This window comes from Neorhizobium sp. BT27B, assembly GCF_050455485.1.
Taxonomy (GTDB): domain Bacteria; phylum Pseudomonadota; class Alphaproteobacteria; order Rhizobiales; family Rhizobiaceae; genus Neorhizobium.
Genome location: NZ_JBCIYT010000005.1, coordinates 250,578 through 276,484, shown reverse-complemented (window position 1 = coordinate 276,484; position 25,907 = coordinate 250,578). Strand labels below are relative to the sequence as shown.

The following is a 25,907-nucleotide window of genomic DNA, read 5'->3' as shown; positions in this document are numbered from 1 at the left end:
TCAAGTGCTTCTTCTGGATTGTAGAAGTGGCCGGATTATTACGACTATTGGCTGTGGTGGCGTCGGGTGGGCGATGCCCCCTGAAGTCTAGATACTGCCTGCCGGCATCGCCGCGCGGCGCAGCAGCATGCCAAAAAGATCGCGCGGCTCATCGGGGTCGGCAACAAGGTCGAGTTTTTCAAAACCGTTGCCGCCATGCAGCTTGTCATAGACGTAGCGAAGTGCCGAAAAGTCCTCTGTTGCAAAGCCGACGCTGTCGAACAACGTGATCTGGCCGTCGCTTTCCCGGCCTGTCTTTTGCCCGACTACCACCTGCCAGAATTCCGTGACCGGATAGTCGGCGGGCAATTGCTGGATTTCTCCCTCGACGCGCGTCTGCGGCGGATATTCGACGAAGATCGATGCGCGCAGCAGGATGTCCCGATGCAGCTCGGTCTTGCCGGGCGAGTCGCCGCCGACCGCGTTGATATGCACGCCGGGGCCAATCATGTTGTCGGTCAATATGGTGGCATTGCGCTTGTCGGCCGTGGCCGTGGTAATGATCTGCGCGCCTTCGACCGCTTCTTCGGCAGATCGGCATGATGTGATGGTCAGGCCGAGACCGGAGAGGTTTTTGCGGCAGCGTTCGGTGGCGGATGGGTCGATATCGTAGAGCCGCAGTGTGTCGATGCCGAGAAGTGCCTTGAAGGCCAGCGCCTGAAACTCGCTCTGGGCACCATTGCCGATCAGGGCCATGGTGGTTGCGCCCTTGGGTGCCAGATATTTTGCGGCAATGGCGGAGGTGGCTGCGGTGCGAAGCGCCGTCAGGATCGTCATTTCCGACAGAAGCAGCGGATAACCGCTGTCGACATCCGACAACACGCCAAAAGCGGTCACGGTCTGGCGGCCGCTGCGGGTATTTTTGGGGTGGCCGTTGACGTATTTGAAGGCGTAAAGTTTTCCGTCGCTGGCCGGCATCAACTCGATCACGCCGTCGCGCGAATGCGAGGCGATGCGCGCCACCTTGTCGAACAGTTCCCAGCGCCGGAAATCCTCCTCCACATAGGCCGCCAGTTCGCGAAGGAAGGCTTCCGTACCGGTCGTGAGCACGAGATCCATCATGTTCTCGACGCTGACGAAGGGGACGATGTTGAGGTTCTGTTCGGCAGTCATCAGTAACTCCTCGTCGGGCGATCCATGACGGTGCGGCCCATCAGGCTGGCGGTGAGATCGACAAGCAGCGTGGCGGTGCGGCCGCGCTCGTCGAGGAAGGGGTTGAGTTCGACGAGATCGAGACTGCTGACGAGGCAGCTGTCATGCAGCATTTCCATCACCAGATGCGCCTCGCGAAAGGTGGCGCCGCCCGGAACCGTGGTACCAACGGCGGGCGCGATCGCCGGGTCGAGGAAATCGACGTCGAGGCTGACATGCAGAAGACCGTTCGCGGCCTCGACCTGTTCGAGAAAGCGACGCAACAGCACGGCGACACCGTGTTCATCAATGGTGCGCATGTCGTGAACGGTAACACCCGTCTGCTTGATGGCCTCGCGCTCGGCCGGATCGACGCTGCGAATGCCGATCATGCAGAGGTTTGCCGGATCGACCGGATGAGAGAGCGGCGGGAAATAGCCGTCGAAACCGGCACGACCGGTGTAATAGGCAACCGGCAGGCCATGAAGATTGCCGCTGGTGGTGGTGTCCAGCGAATGGAAATCCGTATGGGCATCGAGCCAGAGCACGAAGAGAGGGCGCCCCAGTTCGGCTGCACGCCGCGCCACACCCGGCACCGTTCCGGCAGACAGCGCGTGATCGCCGCCCAGAAAGATCGGCATGCCTTTGCTGCTCTCGTGATAGGCGACTTCGCTCAACAGCTGCGTCCAGGCGACGATCTGCGGCAGGTTGCGCAGCGCGGGGTTCGGGTGATGCACATCCGGCACGTCATCGATCGCTACATTGCCGATATCGGTGACTTCGTGACCAAGGTCTTCCAGCGCCGTGCGGATGCCGGCGACACGCAGGGCGCTCGGCCCCATTTCGCAGCCAAGCCGCGATGCGCCGTCCTGAAGGGGGATGCCGATCAATCTGCAATGCATGTTTTTACTCCGTTGAATGGAAAAGATCATGGCAGGCTGGCAGATTGAATAGATATATTTGCCAAAAATATCGAAATGGCTTTCCATTTCGGCAGCATGATTTATCAATCTGCACATGGATGAATTCGATCACAGACTGGTGACGCTTTTGCGTCACGACGCCCGCCGCAGCATATCCGATCTTGCCGCCGATCTGAAAACATCGCGGGCGACGGTGCGTGCGCGCATGGAAAAGCTGGAAAAGAGCGGCAACATCATCGGCTACACCGTCATCCTGCGGGCTGACACAGTGGAACTGCCGGTGCGTGGCATCATGATGGTGGAGATCGAGGGGCGTGTTGCCGATCGCGTCATTCAGGCGCTGGGCGGTTTTCCGGAGATTTCCGAGATCCACACGACCAATGGACGCTGGGACCTGATCGTCGAACTTGGGACGGCGACATTGGCGGATTTCGACAATGTGCTGCGCCGGGTGCGACTTGTGCCGGGCATAACCGCGAGCGAGACGAACCTGTTGCTGGCGACGCCGAGGAGCACCAAGGCGCGGTTGTGATTGGTCTGAAAATGAAATCGGCCGGACTGCGTAACAGTCCGGCCGGCACGGTATCTGTAGCGATTTAGAACTTCTTGGTAACGGAAACGCGGAATGAACGGCCTGTTTCGCTGAAGAAGTCCCTGGAAGCCAGCGCCGTGCCGTCAGGAACGTCGATGGCGTTGTAGTACTTCTTGTCGAAGATGTTGAAGATACCGGCCTGAATTTTCAGGCCCTCGATCTGTTCCGGCTGCCACCAGAAGGTCGTGTCCACCAGACCGTAACCCGGTGCCTTGAAGCCGGTGCCGCTGGTCTTGTTGCGCGCCGACGCCATGGTCAACGACACGTCGGTTCCCCAGGTGTCGGTAGAGTAACCAAGACCGGTGATGGCGCGAAGCGGGGCAACGGAATTCAGGTACTGATTGGTGTCCGTATCCTTGCCGTGCGACCAGGCGAACGAACCCCATGTCCGCCAATTATTGGCAAACTGCCATTCGCCGGCAAGTTCGATACCGTAGATGCGGACGCGGTTGAGATTGTCGTATCCCAGAATGCCTCCGACCGGGAAATCTCCGCCGGGCGGTGCAAGGGTTACCTGATCGATGAAGTTACGGTAGTAATTGTTAAAGACGGTGGCCGAGATGCTGTAGTCGGTCGCCTTGTAGTTGGCGCCGATTTCAAAGCCGTTGCTGGTCTCGGTTTTCAGGTCGGGGTTGCCGATGCGGGCGTAGGAGCCCGGTGCGCCATAGGTCTGGTAAAGCTCGGTGACGCTGGGTGCACGAAAACCCTGTGACCACTGCGCAAAAAGTTCCAGCTCGTTCGTTGCCTTGAAGGCTGCGCGCAGCTTGGGCGAGAAGCGGGAATCGCTGGTGCCTTCCAGATAATCGGTGTCGAACAGAGGGCTGCTCTGGTAGGCGGCCGTGTTCTTCGGCGAGTGCTCGTAATAGTCGAAACGCAGGCCAGGGGTGATGGTCAGACGATCATCGAGGAACTTGATGTCGTCTTCGACATACATGCCGAATGTGACGCTATCGACGTCGGGCATATCTGACGAATTCGAGTGCAGCATGCGGCAGCTTTGCGGGCCGAGGCTGGTGCCGCCGGGCACGATATATTGCGGAACCGTGGACCAGTCGACATCTGGGCAATTGTCGACGCCTGCGGAATACTGGTGCGTGTCCTGCCAATAGATTTCGCCACCGAAGCGGAACGTGTTGGACAGGCCGCCGAGATCCACTGCCTTGGATGCGTTGCCGCTCAGACCGTAGCTCGTTTGCTCAAGCTGGTTATCACGCTGATAGACACCGGTGGGCAGGCCATAATAGAGCGCTGAACCGCTGGCCGTGCCGGCGTAACCAATGCGTGGGATAGCAGGGATTGCAGGCAGGGCGGCACGGCCATCCTGAAGACGAAAACCGTCGGTCGTGTTGTTCATCGTCTGCTTCTGCCAGTAGCCAACGATATTGGCCTGATCGAGCCAATCGCTGTTGTCGGGCGAGATGAAATCGTAAGATGCCGAAAGGCGCTTGCGATCTACCTCTTCGCCCGATTGCAGCGAACCCGGCTGATATGACGATGTCGTGCCGCGCATGTTGCTGTAATCTTCGTCGCGATTGAAGATTTCACCGGTCAGGCCGAAACGATGGCCGCCATCGAGATACTGGTGCAGCTTTACAAGAATGTTGCGCTGGTCGAAGTCACCGGGGTTCTGTTCCGTTCTGGTGCTGCCATATCCACCGATCGTGCCTTCATTGCCGGTCTCGTTACCCTTCTTGTAGCCGCCCTGTACCAGAAGCCAGGTATCGTTGAAGCGGCCGGCAACGGCGGCATTGTTGCCCCAGCTTTCGTCGCCGCTGTCATAGGTGCTCTTGACCACGGCACCCCAGTTCTTCTTGCCGTCGATCAGGTCTTCCGGGTTGAGCGTCTTCAGTTCGACAACGCCGCCGAGCGCGCCCGAGCCATAACGGCTGGAATCCGTTCCCTTGGTAATGTCCACAGCGGACAGGCTATCGAAATCGAACGAGTTTACGCCGCCTTGTGCAGAAGAGCGCGGATCGACGAGCCACGGAACGCGGATGCCGTCCAGCGTCGTGAGGACGCGATCGTTCTGCAGGCCGCGCAGGTTGATGCTGTTCGTCTGGCTGTTGAAGTTGACACCGGCATCCACACGCCGAGCAAAATCCTTGAAATCGGTGACCATGCGCTGCTGGATGACCACCCGATCGGTGCGCTGGGTGAGGGGCGACGCCGGGGCGTCCGCAATGCCGCCGCCTTGGCCCTGAACGACGATCGGTCCAAGCTGGGTCTCAGCCTGTTGTGTGGTGTCCTGAGCCAGCGCTGTAACTGTTGCGCACATCACCGACACCATGGCCGTGCTGCAAATGAGAAGGCGCGATCTGAAGAGTTTCGACTGCATTGTTTGCCCCAAAATCGAAGTGATTTCCCCGCTGGAAACGTTCGTCCCTAGCTAGGAAAACATTCGTCAATGAGTCAAGTTTGAATCTGACTAAAATACTCATGTTTATTGATTGCATGATAAGTGTCACTATTCTGCCATTTATCAACAATCACGCAGATGCGTGTTTTCACCTCCAAAACGAAAAAGCCGCGACACACATCGGTGCCGCGGCTTTTTGCTGTTCGCTTTTTAAAAAGCTTATTGCGGGGTCAGGTCGAAGCCGAACCACTTTTCCGAGAGCTTCTTGACGGTGCCGTCCTTGATGGCAGCGGTCAGCGCTTCGTCGAACTTGGCCTTCAGCGCGGTGTCGCTCTTGCGCAGGCCGACCGAGCTGCCGGCGCCGAGGAAGCCGCCCTGGAAACGCGGGCCGACGATTTCCATCTCGCTGTTGGTCGGCTTTTCGACGGCCTTGATGAGATAACCCATCGACGCCATGATCACGTCAACGCGGCCCGACAGAAGGTCGAGATCGTGCTGTTCGGTGGTCTTGTATTCGCGCTTCTCGACCGTGTCCGACAGGTATTCGTCGATGAAGCGGGCGCCGATCGAGGCGCTCTGCACGCCGATGACCTTGCCCTTCAGGAGCGGCTTCAGCTCTTCGACGGCCTTGCGGGCGCCGGCTTCGTTGGTGGTCAGCGAAAACAGCGCATCCTTCAGCGGCATTTTCGACAGGTCGCTGTCCTTCAGCGTCGCAAACGCCTGGCCGGTGCTGCCGTAGGAGATCGAGAAGTCGATGACTTCCTTGCGCTTGTCGGTAGCCGACATGCCGGCCATGATGGCGTCGAACTTGCCGGCGTTAAGGGCAGGGATCATGCCGTCGAATGCCTGGGCAACGATCGTGCACTTCAGCATCATGCGGGCGCACAGATCATGCGCCAACTCGACGTCGTAACCATCGAGCGTGCCGTCCGGCTTGGTCAGGTTATAGGGCGGGAAAGCACCTTCGGTGGCGATGGTGATTTCCGTCTTTTCCTGCGCGAGAGCGCCGGTTGCAAGTGTGAGGGCTGCGAACGTGCCGGCAGCCAGTGTTTTCAGAAATGTCATTTTGTTCCCCGTCTCCTTGTTGGGTATCTTTCAGTCTTCAACCGCTGATGAACTTGCGAAAACGTTCCGATTGCGCATTGGTGAACATCTCCTGCGGGCTGCCCTGTTCCTCTATCGCGCCCTGATGCAGGAAGATCACCCGGCTGGAAACGTCGCGGGCAAAACCCATTTCGTGGGTGACGACAAGCATTGTGCGGCCTTCGTCGGCCAGCGAGCGCATGACGCGCAGAACTTCACCCACCAGTTCAGGGTCGAGCGCCGAGGTCGGTTCATCGAACAGGATCACTTTCGGGCGCATGGCGAGCGCGCGGGCAATCGCCGCACGCTGCTGCTGGCCGCCGGAAAGATGGGCGGGGTAATGGTTGCGCTTGTCGGCAATGCCGACCTTTTCAAGCAGCGCCTCGGCTTCGGCAATGGCTTCCGCCTTCGGGCGCTTCTGCACATGGATCGGTGCTTCGACGATGTTTTCGATCACCGTCTTGTGCGACCAGAGATTAAAGCTCTGGAAAACCATGCCGAGTTCCGAGCGGATGCGCTGCACCTGGCGGCGATCGACGATCTGGCCACGGCCTTTCGCGTCATGCTTCAGAGCGATCTTTTCGCCAGCGACGCTGATGTCGCCGGCATCAGGCGTTTCCAGCATGTTGATGCAACGCAGCATGGTCGATTTGCCGGAGCCGGAAGAGCCGAGGATCGAGATCACTTCGCCTTCATGGGCGGTGAGATCGATGCCTTTCAGCACTTCTGTCGGGCCAAAGCTCTTGCGCAGGCCACGCACTTCGATCGCCGGCGTGGTGGTGATGTTGGACATGACGGTCATCTCGTTTCTCCTGCGGCAACGGGCGGCAGGACAGGCGCCTGCCGCAGATGCGGGCTGAGGCGATATTCGATCAAGGCGACGATGCGGATCAGCAGAAAATTGATGGCGAGATAGATCGCGCCGGCAACGATGAAGACCTCAATCGCCCTGTAGGTTTCGGAAATCAGCTTGGCGGCCACGCCGGTTATTTCCATGATGGTAATGATCGAGGCGAGCGAGGTCGCTTTCACCATCGAGATGATTTCATTGGAATAGGCCGGCAATGACTGGCGTATGGCAAGCGGCATGACGATGCGGCGAAACACCATAAAACGCGACATGCCGGAAGCGCGGCCGGCTTCCACCTGACCGTGCGGGACTGACAACAGCCCGCCACGGATGATTTCGGCGGAGTAGGCTGCCGTGCACAACATCAGTGCGATCACCGCGCACCAATAGGGATCGCGCAGGATGAACCAGAACATGCTGCGGCGCACTTCGCGGAACTGGCTGAGGCCGTAATAGATCAGAAAGATCTGCACCAGCAGCGGCGTGCCGCGGAAAATGAAAATGTATGCGCGGGCGAACCAGTCGAGCGGCGCAATGCCGGAGAGACGGCATAGAGCCAGACCAAGCGCGAGAACGGTGCCGAGCGCCACGGATGTCGCGGCCAGTTGCAACGTCGTCGGAATGGCCGAGACCAGCGTGACGAACGTCTCGTAGAGAAAAGCAAAATCCATCAGCCCCTCCGAACGCCGCGGGTGAACCGCTTTTCGCCGAATTGCAGCAGCGCGCCCGACAGGGTCGAGATGGCGAGATAAATGATGGCGGCGATGAAATAGAAGTCGAAAGGCCGGCCGGTGGAGCCGGCGCCGATCTGCGACTGGCGCAGCAGTTCAACCACGCCGGTGATCGATACCAGCGCGGATTCCTTCAGTACCACCTGCCAGACATTGCCCATGCCAGGCAGCGCGTGGCGCAGCGTCAGCGGCGCAATGATGCGGCGAAAACGCAGAAAGGGCGACATGCCGCAGGCAATCGCCGCTTCCAGTTCGCCGCTATGGACCGCCTTGTAGGCGCCGCGAAACACTTCCGTCTGCTGTGCGCCGGAGGTGACGCCAACCGCAAGTGCGCCGGCCAGAAAGCCGGGGAAGCTGATGAAGCCGCTTGCACCGAACAGGTGGCCGATTGCCGAAATGACCGTGCTGCCACCGAAATAGAAGAGATAGATGACAAGAAGATCGGGAATGCCGCGCAGCACTGTCGTATAGGTGCCGGCAACGCCGCGCGCGACAGGTCCGCCGGCGATTTTGGCCCAGGCGCCCAATGCCCCGAACACCATGCCGATGGCATAACCCGCCAGCGCGATCAGGATCGTCATCAGCGCGCCGGCGGCAAGGGCAGGGCCCCAGCCATCCGGGCCACTGCCCAACAGATCGAAAAGCGAGGGCTGTGTCATGCAGCGTCCTGAGCGGGCGGCAGCGGTGGATCGACGTCATCCGGGATCGGGTTGACGAAGGGCGTGCCTTCCAGCCGGTATGCAAAATCAGCCTTGGCCTCGGCGATTTTTTCCGGATGCGCAAACAGGTCGGCGGCAGTGGAAGCCATGACCTTGGCGGCATGCGCCATGCCCTTGTGGGCTGCCGGCAATTTGCCCTGGGCGACCAGCTGCCAGGAATGGCCGGGCGTGCCGATCGCATAGGTCGCGCCGCGCACCTGCACGGTCGGAACCACCCAGCTGACGGTGCCGACATCGGTGGAGCCAACGATCGATGTGTCACCGCTTTCCGGCGGAAAGATCACGTCGCAGAGCGATACGCCGGGACGCGGCTTGAGGCCAAAGCGCTGGAACGAAGCCTTGATGTCGGCCGGCGTGAACGTCTTCTGGAATTCGGCGGCCTTGGCGCGATCCGCGTCGTCGAAATCCGGCAGGCCGATACGCTCGATATGGCTGTGCATCAGGGTTTCCAGCGGCGTGTTGCCGACCAGATTGGCATCGCCGCTGATAATCTCGCTTCTTACCGTCGTGCCGGTCATCTTGGCAGCTCCGTCGGCCACGTCCTTGACGCGGTCCACCAGTTCGAGAAGGTCGGGAAGATCGCGGGCACGCACAAGGTAGCGCACTGTGGCGCGCGCTTGCACCACGTTCGGCGCGTGGCCGCCGGTATCGGTGACGGCGTAATGCACGCGTGCGCTCGACGGCATGTGTTCGCGCAGATAGTTGACGCCGACATTCATCAGTTCGACGGCATCAAGGGCGCTGCGGCCCAGATGCGGCGTGGCGGCGGCATGCGAGGCGCGGCCGGAGAAATGGAAATTCAGCTCGTTGCAGGCCAGCGACACCGGATTGTTGACGCCGACAAAAGCGGCCGGATGCCAGCAGATGGCGATATCGACATCATCGAACACGCCGGCCCGGACCATGAACCCCTTCGACGATCCGCCTTCTTCCGCCGGGCAACCGTAGTAACGCACGCGTCCGGGAATGTTGTTGGCGGCGAGATAATCCTTCACGGCGGCGGCGGCCAGAAGCGAGCCGGAACCGAGCAGGTTGTGGCCGCAGCCATGGCCGTGGCCACCGGCGACAAGCGGGCTTTCTTCGGCAAGGCCGGCCTGCTGGCTGAGGCCGGGCAAGGCATCATATTCACCGAGAATAGCGATTACCGGGCCGCCTTCACCCGCTTCGCCCATGAGCGCCGTCGGCATGCCTGCGACATTGCGGGTGATGCGGAAACCTTCGGCCGCGAGCTGTGCCGCGTGCGCGTCGGACGACGAAAATTCCTCGTAGTTGACTTCCGGCGTGTCCCAGACCTGATCGCTCAAACGAGCGTAATCGGCGGTCTTTTCATCGACCAGTTCCCATACGGCATCGGAGTTTTTCATGCGCGGTATTTCTTTTATTAACAAAATTGGTACCAATCCTATTGACGGAATAACATTTGCGCAACATGTATTTTTGATTGTTTCTTAAGCAGAAATGCGGGGTTTCAAAGGTAGGTGATGACAGGCTCTCTCACGGTGACCGAGGCGGAAGATGGGCAGGACGCGACCCAATTGATCCTGCAGGACATCCAGGCTGGCCATTATGCTCCCGGTGTCTGGCTGAAGCAGATCGATCTCGAAACCCGTTATGGTCGCGGCCGCAATGAAATCCGCCGCGCACTGGACCGGCTGGCATTAAAACGCGTGGTCGAGCATGTTCCCAATCGCGGTTATCATGTCTATCGCACCGATGGCAGGCAGGCCGAGGATATTGCCGAAATCCGCATCATGCTGGAAACCGGTATCGTGCCGAGAGTGATCGCCCGGTCGAGTGATGCGGATGTCGAAAACCTGCGCGCTTTGGCGGTTCGCTTTCAGGAGTTGACGCTTTCGGGCACGCTGCTCGAGGTCTATGAGGGCAATCTTGCCTTCCACCGGCTGTTCGTCGATCTTTCCGGCAATGAGGAGCTGAACGGCGTCATTGCGGAATTGCGCCAGCGCACCTCATCCGCGCCTGTCTCGCAGTGGCATACGAGGGCGCGGGTGGATCAGTCAGCGCTTGAGCATCACCAGATGGTCGATGCTTTGCAGGCGAAGGATGAGGCCGTGTTGAAACGGCTGGTCGAGCAGCACATCCGACAGAAATAGCGCCGTAACTCCTACCGGAAATTGCCGACAAAAGCTTCTACATGCAGCGCTCGTGAAGGTGCGTTTTCGCCGCCGAGAACCAGCATGCCGCCGCTGAGATTGGCGACCGGGCATGAATGGTTGGGGAGTATGAGCACAGGCGTTCCGACTGCGGGGCGTTTGCCGCTCCATTCCAGAAACGCGTGTTCTTCGGAAAGTTTTGCCACCGACATCGGCTCATCCTGACCGATCATCCAGGCTTCGCCGAAGGATTTTGTCGCCGACGTGCCATGTGCACCCAGATCGGAAGACAGGGTTTTCGAGCCGACATTGGCAATGGCGTAATGATCGTTGACGGCGATAATCTGCGCGGCGACGCCGAGCGCCAGATTGTTGCGGTCCACCAGCCCAAGCCTCACTGCGGTAAGGTCGTAAAAGACATAATTGCCGGGCCGTACTTCATCGATGCCGTCGAAGCCGGCATTGCTGACAATGGTCGGCGTGCTGCCCACGGAAACGCGCGGCACATCAAGGCCGGCCGCCTCTAACTGCTTGCGTAGCGCGGACATGATGGCGCGTTCGCTTTCGGCAATCGCGGTGATGGCAACGGCATTGCCGGCGCCATAGGCATGACCGGCATGCGAAAGCAGGCCGGCGAAGGCGAGGTCGGAGCTTTTGTCGATGGCGGCCGCAATCTCCAGAGCCGCGCCGCCATTCGGGTCCACACCGCAGCGATGCAGGCCCACATCGACCTTGATGAAGACCGTCGCCTTTCGTCCTGCCTCTTGTGAACCCGCAACAAGCGCTTCCACGGTCTCGTGGCTATCGGCAACAAACCGGATGTCTTCGGCGCTCGTTGCCTCCCGCAGCAGACTGGCGATCGTCAGCGGATTGAGAAGCGGGTAGGCGATGGTGACGGGAAAAAGACCGTCGCGCAGCAGCATGGCCGCTTCATAGGGGCGGGCGGTGGTGAAGCCTGCCGCGCCGTTCTGTTTTTGCAGCCGGGCGATCTCGAGGCTCTTGTGGGTCTTGATATGCGGATGCAGTGCCGCACGCCCGCCGATCAGAGCGGCCATGTCCTCGATATTGCGGTTGAGGACGGCCTCGTCGATGACCACGCGTGGTTCATTCAGTTCGGCAAATCCCACGAAGCGTGTGGTGAGATCGAGAGGGGTGTTGATCGAGGAGGCGGGATTTGCGGGCATGGCGAACCTTGAAGGCGATCGGTGTGATCGAAGCGTGATTGGAAACCATTAGCGGCGATCGGGTCGATCCGCCATCCTCGTCTTGCGCGCAAACCATTCCGGTTTCCAAAGGGATGCGTTAGGCTCTCCGCACACGATTGAATGGGAGGAGCCAAACGCGTGGATCAGCATAATCAGAACAGTGTTTCCCTGGGCGAGCTTGAGCGCTTTTGCCATTCGGTGCTCATCGCCTGTGGGGCGAACGAGGCCACGGCAGATGCGGTCACAAGAGCGATGATGCATGGCACGCGCCACGGCGTGGATAGTCACGGCGTGCGGCTTCTCGATCATTATGTCAGGGCGCTGGAAGGCGGGCGCATCAACAAGAACCCGGACCTGAAGGTCGCCAATGCTTTCGGTGCCATCGAAACGCTGGATGCCGGCGATGCGCATGGGGCGCTTGCCACTTATACGGCCATGGATCACGCCATCGCACTGGCGGCGCACTTCGGTATCGGCGCTGTCGGCATTCGCAACAGTTCGCATTTCGGGCCGGCCGGCGCCTATTCGATAGAGGCCGCGCGGCAAGGGTTTATCGGTTTCACCTTCTGCAATTCCGACAGCTTTGTTCGCCTGCATGGCGGCGCGCAACGTTTTCACGGCACCAATCCGATTGCCGTGGCGGTTCCCTCCGCGGGAGAGAATCCATGGTTGCTCGACATGGCGACAAGCGCGGTCCCCTTCAACCGCGTGCTTCTTTATCGCAGCACAGGTACAGAGCTGCCGCAGGCCGTGGCATCCGATTCTGCGGGCATCGACACGCGGGATGCGGAAGCGGTGGACATGCTGGCACCGCTCGGCGGTGAATTCGGTTTCAAGGGTGCCGGCCTTGCCGGTCTCGCGGAAATCCTCAGCGCGGTCGTGACCGGCATGCGGCTCAGTTTCGATCTGCCGGGCATGATCTCGTCGGACATGGCGACGCCGCGCGGGCTCGGTGCCTTCGTCATCGCCATCAAGCCGGATGCTTTTGGGGATCAGGCGACATTCGATGCCGGCATGGCACGGTATCTGGACGTGTTGCGCAATTCCCCGGCAAGGGAGGGGCAGCATGTGATGGCGCCCGGTGATCGTGAATGGGCTGTGGCTGCCGAGCGGGAAAAGGCCGGCGTGCGGATCGATCCGGCGACGCGGGAAGCATTTGCCGCCCTTGGCGAGACATACGGCGTGACGCTGCATTTCAGCTAACTCGTATTGCGACATGCGAGCATAAGCGGCGCGTTTGGCCCGCTTATGCTTCGGCCCGTCCTGCCGCATATATGGACCACTATAGGAACTGCCCCATTTCTTTATAAAATATTGACATCTGCAAATTGGTCAGACAATCTGACCACCAGCGCCGCGGAGGAGGAACTGTCGGCGCCGGGAGGACATCAATGTTTGTGGCTCTGGAGCCGCGCCGCCTTTACCGGCAGGTCGCGGAGCAGTTGCGTGCGCTTATCGAAACGGGAGAGCTGCCGGCTGGCGAGCGTCTTCCGGCGGAGCGCGAGCTTGCGGAACGGCTGGGTGTGTCGCGCCCGACCGTGCGTGAAGCCTTGATCGTGCTCGAGGTCGAGGGGCTGATCCAGATCCGCATGGGATCGGGCGTTTATGTGAACCGCAAGCCGGGCAAGAATACCGTTCTGCCGGCCGATGACAGCGATGGACCGTTCGAGCTTCTGCAGGCGCGTTGCTTGATCGAAAGCGCGATTGCCGAAGAGGCGGCGCGTGTGGCGCGGCCTGAACATATCGCCGTGCTGGACGCGCTTCTGGCCGAGATGGCAGGTTCGCTCGAAAATTCGCATCAGGCGCTGGCGATCGACCGCGCCTTTCATACCGCCATTGCCGACATCATCGGCAACTCGGCCCTCAATCGTTTCACGGGCCTGATCTACGACCGCCGTCTGTCGCCCTATTTCGAAAAGCTCGCCAGCTATTTCGAGGGGCCGCATACCTGGCAGAAGGCACTGGAGGAACATCACGTCATTCGCGACGCAATCGCTGCCGGTGACCCGGAAGCGGCGCGCCAAGCCATGCGCGAGCATCTGACACGCTCGCAGAAGAGATTCTCGGAAAGCTTCGGAGAGGAGCCGCCAAGAGAAGACTGATCCGACCGCGAGGAGGCGGCGGATCTTTATCGCACATATCTGAAATCACTCGGGAGGAGAGCATGACATTCAGGTTCAAAACGCTGCTGGGAGCAGCGGCAGTCATCATGGCATCGTCGCTGACCGCGCAGGCGCAGACCGCGCTGAAATGGGCGCATGTCTATGAGACATCCGAACCCTTCCACACGGAATCCGTCTGGGCTGCAGGGGAAATCGCCAAGCGCACCGAAGGTCGTTACAAGATCGACGTCTTTCCGGCATCGCAGCTCGGCAAGGAAGCCGATATCAACCAGGGTCTGAAGCTCGGAACGGTCGACATGATCATTTCCGGCTCGAGCTTTGCCTCGCGTGACTACAAGCCGATCGGCGTCACCTATTTCCCCTATATCTTCCGTGATCCGGCGCATCTGATCGCCTATACCAAGAGCGATGTCTTCAAGCGGCTTGCCAAGGGGTATGAGGACAAGACCGGCAACGTCATCACGGCCGTCAGCTATTACGGCACCCGCCATACGACCTCGAACAAGCCGATCGCGAAATGCGAAGATCTCAAGGGCGTGAAGATGCGCGTGCCGGACGTGCCGGCCTATCTCGCCATGCCCCGCGCCTGCGGTGCCAACACCACGCCGATTGCCTTCGCCGAAGTCTATCTGGCGCTGCAGAACGGCACGGTGGATGCTCAGGAAAACCCGCTGACCACGATCGAGGCGAAGAAATTCTTCGAAGTGCAGAAGAATATCGTCCTGTCCGGCCATATCGTCGACCACCTCAACACGGTCGTGTCCAAGAGCCGTTGGGCAAGCCTGTCCGATGAAGACAAGAAGATCTTCACCGAGGTGATGCTGCAGGCCGCCGAGCGCACCACGAAAATCATCGAGGAGCGTGAAAAGGCGCTTGTCGACGATTTCAAGAAGCGTGGTCTGAATGTTGTCGAGGTCGACAAGGCCGATTTCGAGAAGAACGTGCTGGAAAAGGTGACGTTCGAAGAGTTCGGCTACCAGAAGTCCGATTGGGAAGCCATTCGCGCCATCAAGTGATCCCGTTTGGCGCGGTCGAGGAAGGCCGCGCTTAGCTGAAGAAAGACCCCTCCCAACCCTCCCCACAAGGGGGAGGGCTTAACCCGGCCGACCAGCCGAACCTCCCTTGAGGCAAGGCGGTTGCGGCAGGTTTTCTCCCCCCTTGTGGGGGAGATGGCCGGCAGGCCAGAGGGGGCTTTCATCATCCGCGACCGCTCACCAGCAAATGGGATGCATGAATATGTCAACGCAGCCGGAAATTCGCACTCAGGTCACGCCTGAGGAGCTTGCGCATACCTTCGACGAAGCCCCGATCGACGTAAACCTGAAAATCTATGCCTTCGAGGACTGGGTGACTCTTGCCCTGTTCTGGGCAATGACGGGCTGCGTCTTCCTGCAGTTCTTTACCCGCTATGTGCTCAACAACAGTTATGCATGGACCGAGGAAATCGCCGTCAACTGCCTGATCGGCGTGGTGTTTCTGGGCTCGGTCATGTGCGTGCGCATGTCGCGCCATATCCAGGTGGATGTGCTTTACCATTACCTGCCGGCGCATATCACCCGCATAATGGCGACAGCCGTCGATCTCATCCGCATCGGTTTCTTCGCCTACGGCTCATGGCTGATGTGGCGTTACATGGAGATCGTCGAGGGTGAGGAAATGGTCACCGTCCAGCTTCCCCGCAACATCGTCTTTTACAGCGTGCTCGTCGCCTTCGTGCTGATGCTGCTGCGCTCCATCCAGGTTTTTGTCGCCAATATGCGTCGCGGTTATTCGGTGCTGGAACGCCCCGAAGAATTCCAGAGCGCCGAGGGTTGATATCATGCTGCTTCTGATCGGTTCCTTTCTGCTTCTGATGGTGCTCGGCCTGCCCGTCGCCGTGTCCATGGCCACCTCGTCGGTCCTCTACATCGTCTTTTACGGCGTCGCGCCCGACATTATCGCAGCCCAGCGGCTGATTGCCGGCGTCGAGAGCTTTCCGCTTCTGGCCGTGCCCTTCTTCATCCTCGCCGGCAACCTGATGAACTCGGCCGGCGTGACTGGCCGCATCTATTCCTTCGCGGTCGCGCTGGTCGGCTGGATGAAGGGTGGTCTGGCGCAGGTCAACATCATCGGCTCTGTGGTGTTTTCCGGCATGTCCGGCACCGCGCTTGCCGACGCCGCCGGTATCGGCACGATCGAAATCAAGGCGATGAAGGATCACGGTTATCCGGTCGAAGCCGCCGTCGGTGTGACCGCCGCCTCTGCAACGCTTGGGCCGATCTTTCCGCCATCACTGCCCTTCGTCATCTACGGCATGATGGCCAATGTCTCGATCGGCGCGCTGTTCATGGCCGGCATCGTGCCGGGCGTGGTCATGACCGTGCTGATGATGCTGACCGTCGCCGTCTTTGCCTATGTGAAGCAGTGGGGTTCTGACACCCCGTTCAGCCTGCGCAACATTTTTGGCGCCTCGCTGGAAGTGCTGGTGGTGATGATGGTGCCGATCGGCATCTATCTTCTGACGCTGGTCGGTCTGTCGCTCAACCTGTCGATCCTGATCGTGCTGGTGGTTCTTCTTGCCTGTGACTGGTACTTTGACTTTTCCGCCGTCATGGCGCTGATGACCCCGGTCATCCTGATCGGCGGCATGACCATGGGTTGGTTCACGCCGACGGAAGCGGCTGTTGCAGCCGTTCTGTGGTCGCTGTTCCTCGGCCTCGTGCGCTACCGCACGATGACGATGAAGTCGCTGGCCAAGGCGACCTTCGACACGATCGAAACCACGGCCTCGGTTCTGTTCATCGTGGCGGCGGCCTCGGTCTTCGCGTGGCTGCTGACGGTCAGCCAGACGGCGCAGCTGCTGTCGACGGCGATCACCAGCCTGACCGACAGCAAGTGGGTGTTCCTGATCCTCGTCAATCTGCTGATGCTGTTTGTCGGCTGCTTTCTCGATACGATCGCCGCCATCACCATTCTGGTGCCGATCCTGCTGCCGATCGTGCTGCAGTTTGATATAGATCCGGTTCATTTCGGTCTGATCATGACACTGAATTTGATGATCGGTCTGCTGCATCCGCCGCTTGGCATGGTGTTGTTCGTTCTGTCGCGTGTCGCCAAACTTTCGGTAGAGCGCACGACAATCGCCATCCTGCCCTGGCTGGTGCCGCTGCTGGTCGCACTGGTGCTGATCACCTTCATCCCGGCCATCACCCTGTGGCTGCCGACCGAGATGGGCCTGATCCGCTGACCAATGCCGCCCGCGCCGGAGGAGGGCGCGGGCCACTCACGATCTGATTGTGCTGAATTCGGATATCAAGGGACATGACGCATGAGACATACATGGCGATGGTTCGGACCGGTCGATAAGGTGACCGTGCAGGATGCGGCGCAAGCGGGGGCCAAGGGCATTGTCAGCGCCCTGCATCACATCCCGACCGGTGATGTCTGGCCGGTGGATGAAATCGCCAAACGCCACGCGGAAATCAAGGCCGGTGGCCTGTTCTGGGATGTGGTGGAAAGCGTGCCGGTGTCGGAAAACGTCAAGACCCAGACGGGAGACTGGCGCACCCACGTCGCCAACTGGCAGGAAACGCTGCGGCGTCTGTCGCAAAGTGGCATCCGCACGGTCTGCTACAATTTCATGCCGGTGCTGGACTGGACCCGCACCGATCTGCGCTGGGAAACCCGCCACGCCGCCCGCGCCATGCGTTTCGATCTCACCGATTTCGTCGCTTTCGATATCAACATCCTGAAACGGCCGGATGCTGCCTCTGACTATCCGGAAGCCTTGCAGGATGCCGCTGCCCGGCGTTTTTCCGAAATAAGCGATGCCAAGATTGCTGCACTCGGCCGCAATATCGGCGCCGGCCTGCCGGGTTCGGCGGATGGCTACACGCTCGACCAGTTGCTGGAAAAGCTGCGGACCTATCAGGGCATCACTGCACCAAAACTGCAGACGCATCTGATCGATTTCCTGAGCGAAGTCGTGCCGGTCGCGGAAGAGGTCGGCATCAACATCTGCGCCCATCCGGATGATCCGCCGTGGCCGCTGCTCGGCCTGCCGCGCATTCTCTCCACCGAGGCCGATTACGCCTATATTCTCGATACGGTTTATAGCCGTGCCAATGGCGTGACGTTGTGCTCCGGTTCGCTCGGTGCACGTGCCGATAACGACCTGCCGGCGATTGCCGAACGGTTTGCCTCGCGTATCCATTTCGTCCACCTGCGCAATGTCACGCGCGACGAGGACAGCCTGCCATGCTCGTTTTACGAAGACGAACATCTGGAAGGTGGCACGGATATGGTTGCCGTCATCGCAGCGCTGCTGAAGGAAGAAAAGCGGCGGCGCGACGACGGCAGGGAGGATCACGAAATCCCCATGCGTCCCGACCATGGTCAGGAAATTCTGGATGACGTGACGCGTGGCGCCCAGCCCGGTTATCCGGCGATCGGCCGTCTCAAGGGGCTGGCCGAATTGCGAGGTATCGAGCGGACGCTCCTGCACGCCGACTACGGCATGCGGTGACGCCATGACACGGCTCTCATCCTCGACCATTCTTCCCGCAAACGTGGCGGTGCCGGCCTATGACCGCACGGTGCTGAAACCCGGTATCGTCCATATCGGGCTTGGCGCCTTTCACCGTGCACATCAGGCGGTTTTCACCCAGCGCGCGCTGATGAGCACGTTCGGGCCGTGGGGCATCGTCGCCGTCAACCTGCGATCGCCGGAACCGGTCGCGGCAATGGCAGCGCAGGACGGCCTGTTCTCCGTCATCGTGCGTGGTGAGGGGGATGATGCGGCGGAAGTCATCGGCGTCACGATCGATTGGATCTGTGCCGCAGACGACCGCGCCAAGGTGCTGGCTACCCTTGCCAGCGAAGAGATCCGTATCGTCACGCTGACTGTGTCGGAGAAGGCTTATGGTCTCGACCCGGCCAGCGGTGGACTGGACATGGCGCATTCTGCGGTCGCCGCTGATCTCGCCAATCCGCACGAACCTGTCGGCGTTTTGGGCTTTCTCGTCGAAGGGCTGGCGCTGCGCAAGACGGCGGGGCTGCCGCCTTATACCGTTCTCTGCTGCGATAACCTGCCCTCCAACGGGCATATCGTTGAACGCCTTGTGCTGGAGATGGCAGAGCGGCGTGACCCGGCATTGGCGACGTGGATCAGGGAGAATGGTGCTTTCCCCTCCAGCATGGTCGATCGCATCGTGCCTGCCGCCACCGATGAAACACGCGAGCGTGCGCAAAAACTGCTCGGTGTCGAGGATGCTTTGGCCATCGAGACCGAAGCCTTTATGCAGTGGGTGATCGAGGATCGGTTCGTATCCGGTCGACCGCAATGGGAAGCGGGCGGCGCGCTCTTCGTCAAAAATGTCGAGCCGTATGAAAAGATGAAGCTGCGGCTGCTCAATGGTTCCCACACGCTGATCGCCCATCTCGGCATTTTGCATAATCTGGAATATGTGCGCGATGTGATGGCGGTGCCGGCGCTGAGGGCATTGGTTCAACGGCACATGAAAGCGGTGCTGCCGACGCTCGATCCGGTGCCGGGTATCGATCTCAACGCTTATACGGATCAGCTGATCGCCCGCTTTGCCAATCCGGCGATTGCCCATCGCAATGTGCAGATCGCCTCGGACAGCAGCCAGAAACTGCCGCAACGCATTTTTGCGCCGGCAGCGGAAGCATTGGCGGCGGGTGGTGATGCGACCGAGTTTGCCGATGTCGTTGCCGCCTGGATTGCTGCGGTCACCAAGCGGATGGATTGCAACGATCCACGTCGAGAGGAAATTCTCGGCGCCGCACGGGCTGGCGATGCTGCCGATCCTTCCGCACCTTTCTTTGCCATCGACGGACTGTTCCCCGAGACGCTGGTCAAGGCGCGTGGCTGGCGGGATCGGGTCAATACCGAGCTGGCAAGATGGCAGCGTTGAAGGAATAGATTTCTAATTTTTGTCGGTATATCAGGTCTGGGACCTGTGCATCCACGCGGTCGATTGCCTATATAGCCTTTCAGCGTTTTTCATACGCCAACTGCTATCCACGCAAAGGACCGTTTTGATGACCGAAAAATCTTCCGCCGACAATCTTCCCGCGGGTTATGAACCTCCAAAAGTCTGGACCTGGGAAAAGGGCAATGGCGGCCAGTTCGCCAGTATCAACCGGCCGATTGCCGGCCCGACGCAGGACAAGGTTCTGCCGGTCGGCAAACATCCGTTCCAGCTTTATTCGCTGGGTACGCCGAATGGCGTCAAGGTGACCATCCTTTTGGAAGAACTGCTGGCAGCCGGCCATTCCGACGCCGAATACGATGCCTGGCTGATCAATATCGGCCAGGGCGACCAGTTCGGCTCCGGCTTTGTCGATGTCAATCCGAACTCGAAAATCCCGGCGCTGCTGGACCGCGCGCCAAAAGGCGGCGGCGAGCCTATCCGCGTGTTCGAATCGGGCTCCATCCTCGTCTATCTGGCGGAAAAATTCGGTGCCTTCCTGCCGACCGATCTGCGGGGCCGCACCGAAGCCATGAACTGGCTGTTCTGGCAGATGGGCTCGGCTCCCTTTGTGGGCGGTGGTTTTGGCCATTTTTACGCCTATGCGCCGGTCAAGATCAAATATGCGATCGATCGCTACGCCATGGAAACCAAGCGTCAGCTCGATGTGCTCGATCGTCACCTCGCCGATAACCAGTTCATGGCCGGCAAGGAATATTCGATTGCGGACATGGCGATCTGGCCGTGGTACGGCAATCTCGCGCTTGGCCAGGCCTATGGCGATGCCGGTGACTTTCTCGAAGTTCAGAGTTACAAGCACCTGCAACGCTGGACGGCGGAGATTTTCGCACGGCCTGCAGTGAAGCGTGGCCGTATGGTCAACCGGACATCCGGTGAGCCATCCGAACAGCTGCGCGAGCGTCACGACGCTTCCGATTTCGACACAAAGACGGCCGACAAGGTCGCCAACGCTTAAAGGACTGAGACAGATGGCAAACCTGCCCGAAATGACCAAACATCGCGGTTTTCCGGGCGGGATGCCAAGCACCGGGATCCAGTTCACGATCCGTCGCGCCAATCCCAAGGGTGTGACGCCGTTGAAGGTGATCCCTCGGCGCAAACGCCCGGGCATGGCTGAACACCGCGTCGACGGTGCATTTCTCCATGCGCTTTGGCATCATTTTGGGGCCGAACCCTTTGAGCGCGGCAATCTCGATGCCGCGCGTCTCAACCTTCTTCTGGGCCGTGAAGTCGTGCCGGTGGAAAAGGATTTCGATCCGCTTTCTTATCAGGCCCTGCTGAGGATCGATGAGCGAGTGGCGCGCAAGAGCTTTCCGGAATCGTTCGAGAACTTCTTCGAAATCTGATATTTTTTGACGATCGACAGGCTGCGGAGGAAACGTGATGCTTGTACCGATCGTCGAAATGGCAAGGCTGACCGATCCGCTCAAGCCGATCAAACGGTGGGCGGGCCGGCAGCGCAAACGCGATTTCATTCTGCTCAACAGTCGCAAGCCGCGCATGAGCCCCGAAGCGGCACGGCGTGATCATCAGGATATGTTGCGCCTGATGGCGCTGAACGCTCTGGGTGGCGCGCTGATCGGCATATTTGTCGGCGCGTCGCTGCTGCTACTCGATATCGGCGGTTTGCTGGGCCTGCTCAGACGGGCGTCCAATCCTGTTTTGCCGTTGATGCTTGTCATGGTGCCGTTTGCGTCGCTGTTCGCTGCGGCAGCCGCTGCTTCGGCGATCCTGACGCTTCCCTATAAGCGAAAGTTTCGCGACGATGATGATGGTGACCGCGACGAAGGCTGAACCGCCCTTACTTCGCTGATGGCATGCGACCTCCACTTGCCAGTCCCCTGCTGCACACTAGGTGGTGTTGAGGGGGCGTTGTTGCATTGGAGGAGATGCATGGTTTCAGAACAGGCACTTATCAAAAAGATCACCTGGCGGCTCATGCCGTTCCTGGGCATTCTCTATCTCATTGCATATATTGACCGGCAGAATGTCAGTTATGCCAAACTCGACATGGTCGATGCACTGGGCATGAGCGAATACGCTTACGGCCTGGGTGCCTCGCTGTTTTTCGTCGGTTATTTCATTTTCGAAGTGCCGGCCAATCTGTTTCTCACCCGTTTTGGCGCGCGCGTCTGGTTTACCCGCATCCTCGTCTCCTGGGGGCTGGTGACGATCGGCCTTGCGTTTACCCAGAACATGACGATGTTCTACATCCTTCGCTTCCTGCTTGGTGTGGCGGAAGCTGGGTTCTTTCCGGGCGTCCTTTATCTCCTCACGCTCTGGTTCCCGAAGGATTACCGTGGCCGCATGGTCGGCCTCTTCATGATTTTCAGTGCCCTTGCCAATGCTGTCGGCGCGCCGCTCGGTGGCTTTCTGCTGGATCTGGATGGTTTTCTTGGGCTGGCCGGTTGGGAATGGGTGTTCCTGGCAACCGGCGTGCCCGCCGTTATCGCCGGTGTCGTGACGTTCTGTTATCTCGACGACACACCGGAAAAGGCAAAGTTCCTGAGTGACGATGAAAAACGCTGGCTGAAAGATCGCCTCGCCCGCGAAAATCAGGGCATGGATGGCGAGGCCGACGATGGTTTCAAGGCGCTGATCAACCCGCGTGTGCTGCTGATGGCGCTGTGCTTTATCGGATTTCCTCTGGCAGCCTATGGTCTCAGCTACTGGCTGCCGACGATCGTCAAGGGTTTTGGCGTGTCGAACACCACCAATGGCTTCATCAACATCATCCCGTGGGTGATCGTCGCCATCGCGCTCTGGTTCGTGCCAGCCGCTGCCGACAGGACCGAGAAGAAGACGCCTTATATTGTTGGTCCAGCCTTTATCGGTGCCATCGCGCTGGCATTGTCGGCGGTCTTCACCTCCCCGATCATACAGTTCGTCTTCCTGTGCATCGCCGCGGCCGGCATCTTTGCCGGACAACCGGTCTTCTGGAGCCTGCCGTCACGGTTCCTGAAAGGGGCAGGAGCGGCAGCGGGCATCGCCGCCATCAACTCGGTGGGCAATCTTGGTGGTTTCATTGCCCAGAATGCCGTGCCGTGGATCAATGATGCCACGGGAAGCGCCATCGTGCCGATGTTCTTCCTTGCCGCATGCCTTGGCATAGCCGGTCTGCTGGTCATTGTCGTTGGGAATGTTCTGGCGCGCAAAACGGAGAGCGAGCCGTCCTGACGAGTGACATAAATGGCTTGTCGGCAGGCAGGGTTTATCCTGCCTGCCGCACCATCATGTTCAGCTATGTCGTCCGGTCAGGAAGATCAGGATCACCAATCCGGCCGTGAGCGGCGCAATGCCGGTCCACTCCGGCAGAGCGGATGTGCTTTGGCAGACTGCGCCAACGATCATCAGAAAAATACCGATCGCGATCAGGCTGAGCGAACTCACGCAGAAAAGATTGCGTGCCGAACTGCCCCGCGTGCGGCGGTGCTCGGATGCGGTTCCGTTCAATAATTCCCTGGTGCGCGATGGCCGCCGGGAGTTTTCAAAATCGATATCGGTCATGCTGCCAGCGCGCTGCTATTTTGAATGACGTGATCGCGAATGGCGGCTCTGAGATCGCTCAGGTTGGCGAACCGCCGTTCGTCGAGGTCTATGACGTGGTACTTCACCGCAATAAAGCGGTAAGCGTCGTCCTGATGGACTGCAATGCCGACTGGAAGTCCCGCGTGTTCAATAACTTGTCTGCTCATGGTGCTCACTCCGCCCGTATGGGCTCTGTTCCGTGTGTCCTGCTGGATGATCTGCGCCGGTGGCGCCTGGCATTCGCGAGGCATTGGAGTGGCAACAACGGAGTGAAGAACGGCCAAGGAGGATGGACGCAAGAAAGTGCGCTTTTGTGCGGCTATCGATCATGTGTGTCTCCTTGAAGTTTTATTCTATGAAATAACTATACTTTCTCCTTGCCGTTTTCAACAAAGATGACGTGGAGATCGAAAGATAAATCTAAAATTCCATTCTTGGTGCCGGTATTTGGAAATATGATATCGGTATTCCCTATAATTTAGGAATGTACATCTCATTTCAAGTAAGGTGCTCTGCGATGGCCGACTGCCGATGCAAGAGTTTTCCCTCATAAACTCTCGTCTTTTTGCCGAGTCGGATGATTGAAGGCTTTCGACGATTTCGCTATCGCTGGCGTAACACCCGGCAATGAAGCCGGAAAAGTGATCGGATTGTCGAGCATCCATGCTGACCAAAAAAGGGAAATACGGGCTGAAGGCGCTGGTGCATCTGGCCCAGCTTGAACCCGGTAAAACCGCCTTCGTGAGCGATATCGCCCAGCAGAACAACATTTCCAAGAAGTTCCTGGATGCGATCCTGCTTGAACTGCGCAAGGGTGGAATTCTGCGCTCCAAGAAGGGGCCGGGCGGCGGTTATGCATTGTCCAGGTCAGCCTCGGAAATTTCCATCGGCCAGGCGGTGCGTATTCTCGACGGGCCGCTCGCTCCGATCCGTTGTGCCAGCAAGACGGCTTTCGAACCCTGCGACGATTGCAACGAGCCGGATCACTGTCAGGTCCGGCATTCCATGATGGAAGTCAGGGATGCCATTTCCGCCGTGCTCGACACGATGACACTGGAGCAAATGGTCGCCAAGCGGTCCTCGAATTTGATCGAACAGGTTACGCGCTGATCAGAATTGCCCGTTCGGCTTGGGCAGCTTGCCGTTGAGGTGGAAATCGCCGATGGCGTGATGTTTCCAGCGCACCGGATCATGCACGGTATGTGTCCGCGCGTTGCGCCAGTGGCGATCGAAGTTGAAAACCTCGTCGGTTGATGATGTGCCCGCCAGCTCGAACAGCGCGTTGGTCGCGTCCAATGCTGCCTCGGTCGTCAGGATTTTCGCCGCCGCCACGGATATCGAGGCTTCGGTACTGGCTTCCAGAGATGGGCTGACCTGTGCCGTGTCTATCTTCCGGCCGGCGCGATCCAGAACAGCCGACGCGGCCTCGATCTTTACCGCGATCGAGCCTGCACGCGCCACCGCCAGCGGATCGGCACTGACGGCATCGATGCCAAGATTGATGTTACCGCGCGCCTTGGTACGCACGAACTCCACCATGTCGGCAAAGGCGCCGCGTGCAATGCCCAGATCGACTGCGGCATGCAGCAACTGGCCGAAAGCGCCGAGCGGTGTTTGATGCTCGAATGCGAGGTGTTGCTGGATGACGGCATCCGCCGAAACATAGACATTGTCGATGTTGACCGTGCCGCTGGCGGTGGTGCGTTGCCCGAAACCTGACCAGTCATCGACGATCGACAAGCCATCGCTTTCCCGTGCCACGATTGCCATCACCAGCCGGTCATGCTCGTCGAGCGCGAATATGGCGATCCAGTCCGCAAACAGCGCGCCGGTGGAATAATATTTCCGGCCGGATATCCGATAGCCGGCGCCGTCCGGTGAGAGGCGCGTTTCGATGTCGCCCGCCGCCTTCACGTTTTTTTCCGCCAACGCATTGGCGAAATGGTCACCCGCCAGTGCGCGTGAGAAGAAATATCGCTTCTGCTCCTCGCTTCCGGCAAGCCGCAGCACGTCCAGAATATAAAAATGGTTCTGCGGAATCTGGCCGACCGAGCTATCCGCTTCCGAGAGGATGGCGATCACTTCCGCCAGAAACGGGTTCGAAATGTCGGCGCCGCCATATTCTGCGGGAACGGTAACGCCGAGCAGCCCGGATTGCGAAACAAGCTCCATTTCATGATGGGGCAGGATGCGCTGACGGTCGCGATTGCTCGAACCCTCGCGAACCCGCTTTGCCAGCGTGGTTGCGACTTCGATCGCCTGGTCCTCACTTGCGATATAGGGCGCAACCGCCCTGAGCTTTGTGGTCAAGCCAACGACATTGCTCATCAAAGCCTCCTGAAATTAAGCGGCTATTGAGCCATGCCGGCGCTTGGGTTGAAAGGAATAAACCTTCAATAATCGGCTGTTTTTTGGCGCTTTTTACCCGAAGGGGAGTGCTGCGGATTCGATGCTATCGCGGGTCGGTGCAATCCTTGCGTGTCAAAAGGGCTTCACGGCGAGGTCATAGACGTGTAAAACGAC

At 59.4% G+C, this 25,907-nt stretch carries 26 protein-coding genes; 14 read left to right on the top strand and 12 right to left on the bottom strand.

Features of this window, described 5'->3' with window-relative positions; genetic code table 11:
* Positions 1–87: 87 nt before the first annotated feature.
* Entirely contained in the window at positions 88–1,152 is a 1,065-nt protein-coding gene (locus tag AAIH70_RS15495) for an ornithine cyclodeaminase (protein WP_132274280.1), read from the bottom strand.
* Positions 1,152–2,072, bottom strand: a complete 921-nt coding sequence (rocF, locus tag AAIH70_RS15490) for an arginase (RefSeq protein WP_430034573.1) — start codon at positions 2,070–2,072, stop codon at positions 1,152–1,154. Before rocF ends, AAIH70_RS15495 begins: the two co-directional genes overlap by 1 nt.
* A 115-nt stretch (positions 2,073–2,187) precedes the next feature.
* Between rocF and AAIH70_RS15485 the strand changes: the two genes are divergently transcribed.
* Entirely contained in the window at positions 2,188–2,625 is a 438-nt protein-coding gene (locus tag AAIH70_RS15485) for an Lrp/AsnC family transcriptional regulator (RefSeq protein WP_132274274.1), read from the top strand.
* A gap of 64 nt (positions 2,626–2,689) precedes the next feature.
* Here AAIH70_RS15485 and AAIH70_RS15480 read toward each other — a convergent pair whose 3' ends face one another.
* The 6 genes from AAIH70_RS15480 to AAIH70_RS15455 all read right to left on the bottom strand — a co-directional run bounded on the left by AAIH70_RS15480 (position 2,690) and on the right by AAIH70_RS15455 (position 9,788).
* The gene (locus tag AAIH70_RS15480; protein WP_132274271.1) at positions 2,690–5,020 is read right to left on the bottom strand and encodes a TonB-dependent hemoglobin/transferrin/lactoferrin family receptor; all 2,331 of its coding nucleotides are present in this window, start codon (positions 5,018–5,020) and stop codon (positions 2,690–2,692) included.
* Between the two features lie 240 nt (positions 5,021–5,260).
* Complete coding sequence (locus tag AAIH70_RS15475) at positions 5,261–6,106, bottom strand: transporter substrate-binding domain-containing protein (protein ID WP_132274267.1); 846 nt, start codon at positions 6,104–6,106, stop codon at positions 5,261–5,263.
* Positions 6,107–6,143: 37 nt separating this feature from the next.
* Entirely contained in the window at positions 6,144–6,926 is a 783-nt protein-coding gene (locus AAIH70_RS15470) for an ABC transporter ATP-binding protein (RefSeq protein WP_165932027.1), read from the bottom strand.
* On the bottom strand, positions 6,923–7,645 hold the full coding sequence (locus AAIH70_RS15465; RefSeq protein ID WP_132274264.1) for an ABC transporter permease: 723 nt from the start codon (positions 7,643–7,645) through the stop codon (positions 6,923–6,925). The genes AAIH70_RS15470 and AAIH70_RS15465 overlap by 4 nt, the downstream gene beginning before the upstream one ends.
* Positions 7,645–8,364, bottom strand: a complete 720-nt coding sequence (locus AAIH70_RS15460; protein ID WP_132274262.1) for an ABC transporter permease — start codon at positions 8,362–8,364, stop codon at positions 7,645–7,647. The genes AAIH70_RS15465 and AAIH70_RS15460 overlap by 1 nt, the downstream gene beginning before the upstream one ends.
* Positions 8,361–9,788, bottom strand: a complete 1,428-nt coding sequence (locus AAIH70_RS15455) for a M20 family metallopeptidase (RefSeq protein WP_132274259.1) — start codon at positions 9,786–9,788, stop codon at positions 8,361–8,363. Before AAIH70_RS15455 ends, AAIH70_RS15460 begins: the two co-directional genes overlap by 4 nt.
* Positions 9,789–9,905: 117 nt before the next feature.
* On the opposite strand from AAIH70_RS15455, the gene AAIH70_RS15450 reads away from it, so the two are divergent.
* Complete coding sequence (locus AAIH70_RS15450) at positions 9,906–10,535, top strand: GntR family transcriptional regulator (RefSeq protein ID WP_132274256.1); 630 nt, start codon at positions 9,906–9,908, stop codon at positions 10,533–10,535.
* Between the two features lie 11 nt (positions 10,536–10,546).
* Here AAIH70_RS15450 and AAIH70_RS15445 read toward each other — a convergent pair whose 3' ends face one another.
* On the bottom strand, positions 10,547–11,719 hold the full coding sequence (locus AAIH70_RS15445) for an alanine racemase (protein ID WP_132274254.1): 1,173 nt from the start codon (positions 11,717–11,719) through the stop codon (positions 10,547–10,549).
* A gap of 159 nt (positions 11,720–11,878) precedes the next feature.
* Here AAIH70_RS15445 and AAIH70_RS15440 point away from each other — a divergent pair, with 159 nt between their 5' ends.
* From AAIH70_RS15440 to AAIH70_RS15390, 11 genes are all read left to right on the top strand, one after another.
* The gene (locus tag AAIH70_RS15440) at positions 11,879–12,943 is read left to right on the top strand and encodes an Ldh family oxidoreductase (RefSeq protein WP_245519163.1); all 1,065 of its coding nucleotides are present in this window, start codon (positions 11,879–11,881) and stop codon (positions 12,941–12,943) included.
* Between the two features lie 188 nt (positions 12,944–13,131).
* The gene (locus AAIH70_RS15435; RefSeq protein WP_132274248.1) at positions 13,132–13,842 is read left to right on the top strand and encodes a FadR/GntR family transcriptional regulator; all 711 of its coding nucleotides are present in this window, start codon (positions 13,132–13,134) and stop codon (positions 13,840–13,842) included.
* Between the two features lie 62 nt (positions 13,843–13,904).
* The gene (locus AAIH70_RS15430) at positions 13,905–14,879 is read left to right on the top strand and encodes a sialic acid TRAP transporter substrate-binding protein SiaP (protein ID WP_132274246.1); all 975 of its coding nucleotides are present in this window, start codon (positions 13,905–13,907) and stop codon (positions 14,877–14,879) included.
* Positions 14,880–15,093: 214 nt separating this feature from the next.
* Positions 15,094–15,678 (top strand): TRAP transporter small permease, encoded by a 585-nt coding sequence (locus AAIH70_RS15425; RefSeq protein WP_207908253.1) that lies wholly within the window; start codon positions 15,094–15,096, stop codon positions 15,676–15,678.
* 4 nt (positions 15,679–15,682) lie between these two features.
* Entirely contained in the window at positions 15,683–17,089 is a 1,407-nt protein-coding gene (locus AAIH70_RS15420) for a TRAP transporter large permease (RefSeq protein ID WP_132274243.1), read from the top strand.
* Between the two features lie 81 nt (positions 17,090–17,170).
* A complete protein-coding gene (uxuA, locus tag AAIH70_RS15415; RefSeq protein ID WP_132274240.1) occupies positions 17,171–18,367 on the top strand; it encodes a mannonate dehydratase in 1,197 nt (398 codons plus the stop codon).
* A gap of 4 nt (positions 18,368–18,371) precedes the next feature.
* A complete protein-coding gene (locus tag AAIH70_RS15410) occupies positions 18,372–19,778 on the top strand; it encodes a mannitol dehydrogenase family protein (protein WP_132274237.1) in 1,407 nt (468 codons plus the stop codon).
* Positions 19,779–19,905: 127 nt separating this feature from the next.
* Positions 19,906–20,811 carry a glutathione-dependent disulfide-bond oxidoreductase gene (yghU, locus tag AAIH70_RS15405; protein WP_132274234.1) on the top strand — a complete coding sequence of 302 codons (906 nt, stop codon included), beginning with the start codon at positions 19,906–19,908 and terminating at the stop codon, positions 20,809–20,811.
* Positions 20,812–20,824: 13 nt separating this feature from the next.
* A complete protein-coding gene (locus AAIH70_RS15400; RefSeq protein WP_132274231.1) occupies positions 20,825–21,202 on the top strand; it encodes a hypothetical protein in 378 nt (125 codons plus the stop codon).
* Positions 21,203–21,239: 37 nt separating this feature from the next.
* Positions 21,240–21,650 carry a hypothetical protein gene (locus AAIH70_RS15395; protein WP_245519202.1) on the top strand — a complete coding sequence of 137 codons (411 nt, stop codon included), beginning with the start codon at positions 21,240–21,242 and terminating at the stop codon, positions 21,648–21,650.
* 99 nt (positions 21,651–21,749) lie between these two features.
* Complete coding sequence (locus AAIH70_RS15390; RefSeq protein WP_132274228.1) at positions 21,750–23,033, top strand: MFS transporter; 1,284 nt, start codon at positions 21,750–21,752, stop codon at positions 23,031–23,033.
* A gap of 60 nt (positions 23,034–23,093) precedes the next feature.
* Here AAIH70_RS15390 and AAIH70_RS15385 read toward each other — a convergent pair whose 3' ends face one another.
* Positions 23,094–23,363, bottom strand: coding sequence for a hypothetical protein (locus AAIH70_RS15385; RefSeq protein ID WP_132274225.1), 270 nt, complete (start codon positions 23,361–23,363; stop codon positions 23,094–23,096).
* Positions 23,360–23,551 (bottom strand): hypothetical protein, encoded by a 192-nt coding sequence (locus tag AAIH70_RS15380; RefSeq protein ID WP_132275804.1) that lies wholly within the window; start codon positions 23,549–23,551, stop codon positions 23,360–23,362. The genes AAIH70_RS15385 and AAIH70_RS15380 overlap by 4 nt, the downstream gene beginning before the upstream one ends.
* A gap of 496 nt (positions 23,552–24,047) precedes the next feature.
* On the opposite strand from AAIH70_RS15380, the gene AAIH70_RS15375 reads away from it, so the two are divergent.
* Positions 24,048–24,494: an RrF2 family transcriptional regulator gene (locus tag AAIH70_RS15375; protein WP_132274222.1), complete on the top strand. Its 447-nt coding sequence runs from the start codon at positions 24,048–24,050 to the stop codon at positions 24,492–24,494.
* Here AAIH70_RS15375 and AAIH70_RS15370 read toward each other — a convergent pair whose 3' ends face one another.
* Positions 24,495–25,712: an SfnB family sulfur acquisition oxidoreductase gene (locus tag AAIH70_RS15370; protein ID WP_132274220.1), complete on the bottom strand. Its 1,218-nt coding sequence runs from the start codon at positions 25,710–25,712 to the stop codon at positions 24,495–24,497.
* Positions 25,713–25,907: the final 195 nt, after the last annotated feature.

Excerpts from the sequence above, each read along its gene's own strand:
- AAIH70_RS15495 (WP_132274280.1), bottom strand. The coding sequence starts at position 1,152 with ATGACTGCCGAACAGAACCTCAACATCGTCCCCTTCGTCAGCGTCGAG.
- rocF (WP_430034573.1), bottom strand. The coding sequence starts at position 2,072 with ATGCATTGCAGATTGATCGGCATCCCCCTTCAGGACGGCGCATCGCGG.
- AAIH70_RS15485 (WP_132274274.1), top strand. The coding sequence starts at position 2,188 with ATGGATGAATTCGATCACAGACTGGTGACGCTTTTGCGTCACGACGCC.
- AAIH70_RS15480 (WP_132274271.1), bottom strand. The coding sequence starts at position 5,020 with ATGCAGTCGAAACTCTTCAGATCGCGCCTTCTCATTTGCAGCACGGCC.
- AAIH70_RS15475 (WP_132274267.1), bottom strand. The coding sequence starts at position 6,106 with ATGACATTTCTGAAAACACTGGCTGCCGGCACGTTCGCAGCCCTCACA.
- AAIH70_RS15470 (WP_165932027.1), bottom strand. The coding sequence starts at position 6,926 with ATGACCGTCATGTCCAACATCACCACCACGCCGGCGATCGAAGTGCGT.
- AAIH70_RS15465 (WP_132274264.1), bottom strand. The coding sequence starts at position 7,645 with ATGGATTTTGCTTTTCTCTACGAGACGTTCGTCACGCTGGTCTCGGCC.
- AAIH70_RS15460 (WP_132274262.1), bottom strand. The coding sequence starts at position 8,364 with ATGACACAGCCCTCGCTTTTCGATCTGTTGGGCAGTGGCCCGGATGGC.
- AAIH70_RS15455 (WP_132274259.1), bottom strand. The coding sequence starts at position 9,788 with ATGAAAAACTCCGATGCCGTATGGGAACTGGTCGATGAAAAGACCGCC.
- AAIH70_RS15450 (WP_132274256.1), top strand. The coding sequence starts at position 9,906 with ATGACAGGCTCTCTCACGGTGACCGAGGCGGAAGATGGGCAGGACGCG.
- AAIH70_RS15445 (WP_132274254.1), bottom strand. The coding sequence starts at position 11,719 with ATGCCCGCAAATCCCGCCTCCTCGATCAACACCCCTCTCGATCTCACC.
- AAIH70_RS15435 (WP_132274248.1), top strand. The coding sequence starts at position 13,132 with ATGTTTGTGGCTCTGGAGCCGCGCCGCCTTTACCGGCAGGTCGCGGAG.
- AAIH70_RS15430 (WP_132274246.1), top strand. The coding sequence starts at position 13,905 with ATGACATTCAGGTTCAAAACGCTGCTGGGAGCAGCGGCAGTCATCATG.
- AAIH70_RS15425 (WP_207908253.1), top strand. The coding sequence starts at position 15,094 with ATGAATATGTCAACGCAGCCGGAAATTCGCACTCAGGTCACGCCTGAG.
- AAIH70_RS15420 (WP_132274243.1), top strand. The coding sequence starts at position 15,683 with ATGCTGCTTCTGATCGGTTCCTTTCTGCTTCTGATGGTGCTCGGCCTG.
- uxuA (WP_132274240.1), top strand. The coding sequence starts at position 17,171 with ATGAGACATACATGGCGATGGTTCGGACCGGTCGATAAGGTGACCGTG.
- AAIH70_RS15410 (WP_132274237.1), top strand. The coding sequence starts at position 18,372 with ATGACACGGCTCTCATCCTCGACCATTCTTCCCGCAAACGTGGCGGTG.
- yghU (WP_132274234.1), top strand. The coding sequence starts at position 19,906 with ATGACCGAAAAATCTTCCGCCGACAATCTTCCCGCGGGTTATGAACCT.
- AAIH70_RS15400 (WP_132274231.1), top strand. The coding sequence starts at position 20,825 with ATGGCAAACCTGCCCGAAATGACCAAACATCGCGGTTTTCCGGGCGGG.
- AAIH70_RS15395 (WP_245519202.1), top strand. The coding sequence starts at position 21,240 with ATGCTTGTACCGATCGTCGAAATGGCAAGGCTGACCGATCCGCTCAAG.
- AAIH70_RS15390 (WP_132274228.1), top strand. The coding sequence starts at position 21,750 with ATGGTTTCAGAACAGGCACTTATCAAAAAGATCACCTGGCGGCTCATG.
- AAIH70_RS15385 (WP_132274225.1), bottom strand. The coding sequence starts at position 23,363 with ATGACCGATATCGATTTTGAAAACTCCCGGCGGCCATCGCGCACCAGG.
- AAIH70_RS15380 (WP_132275804.1), bottom strand. The coding sequence starts at position 23,551 with ATGAGCAGACAAGTTATTGAACACGCGGGACTTCCAGTCGGCATTGCA.
- AAIH70_RS15375 (WP_132274222.1), top strand. The coding sequence starts at position 24,048 with ATGCTGACCAAAAAAGGGAAATACGGGCTGAAGGCGCTGGTGCATCTG.
- AAIH70_RS15370 (WP_132274220.1), bottom strand. The coding sequence starts at position 25,712 with ATGAGCAATGTCGTTGGCTTGACCACAAAGCTCAGGGCGGTTGCGCCC.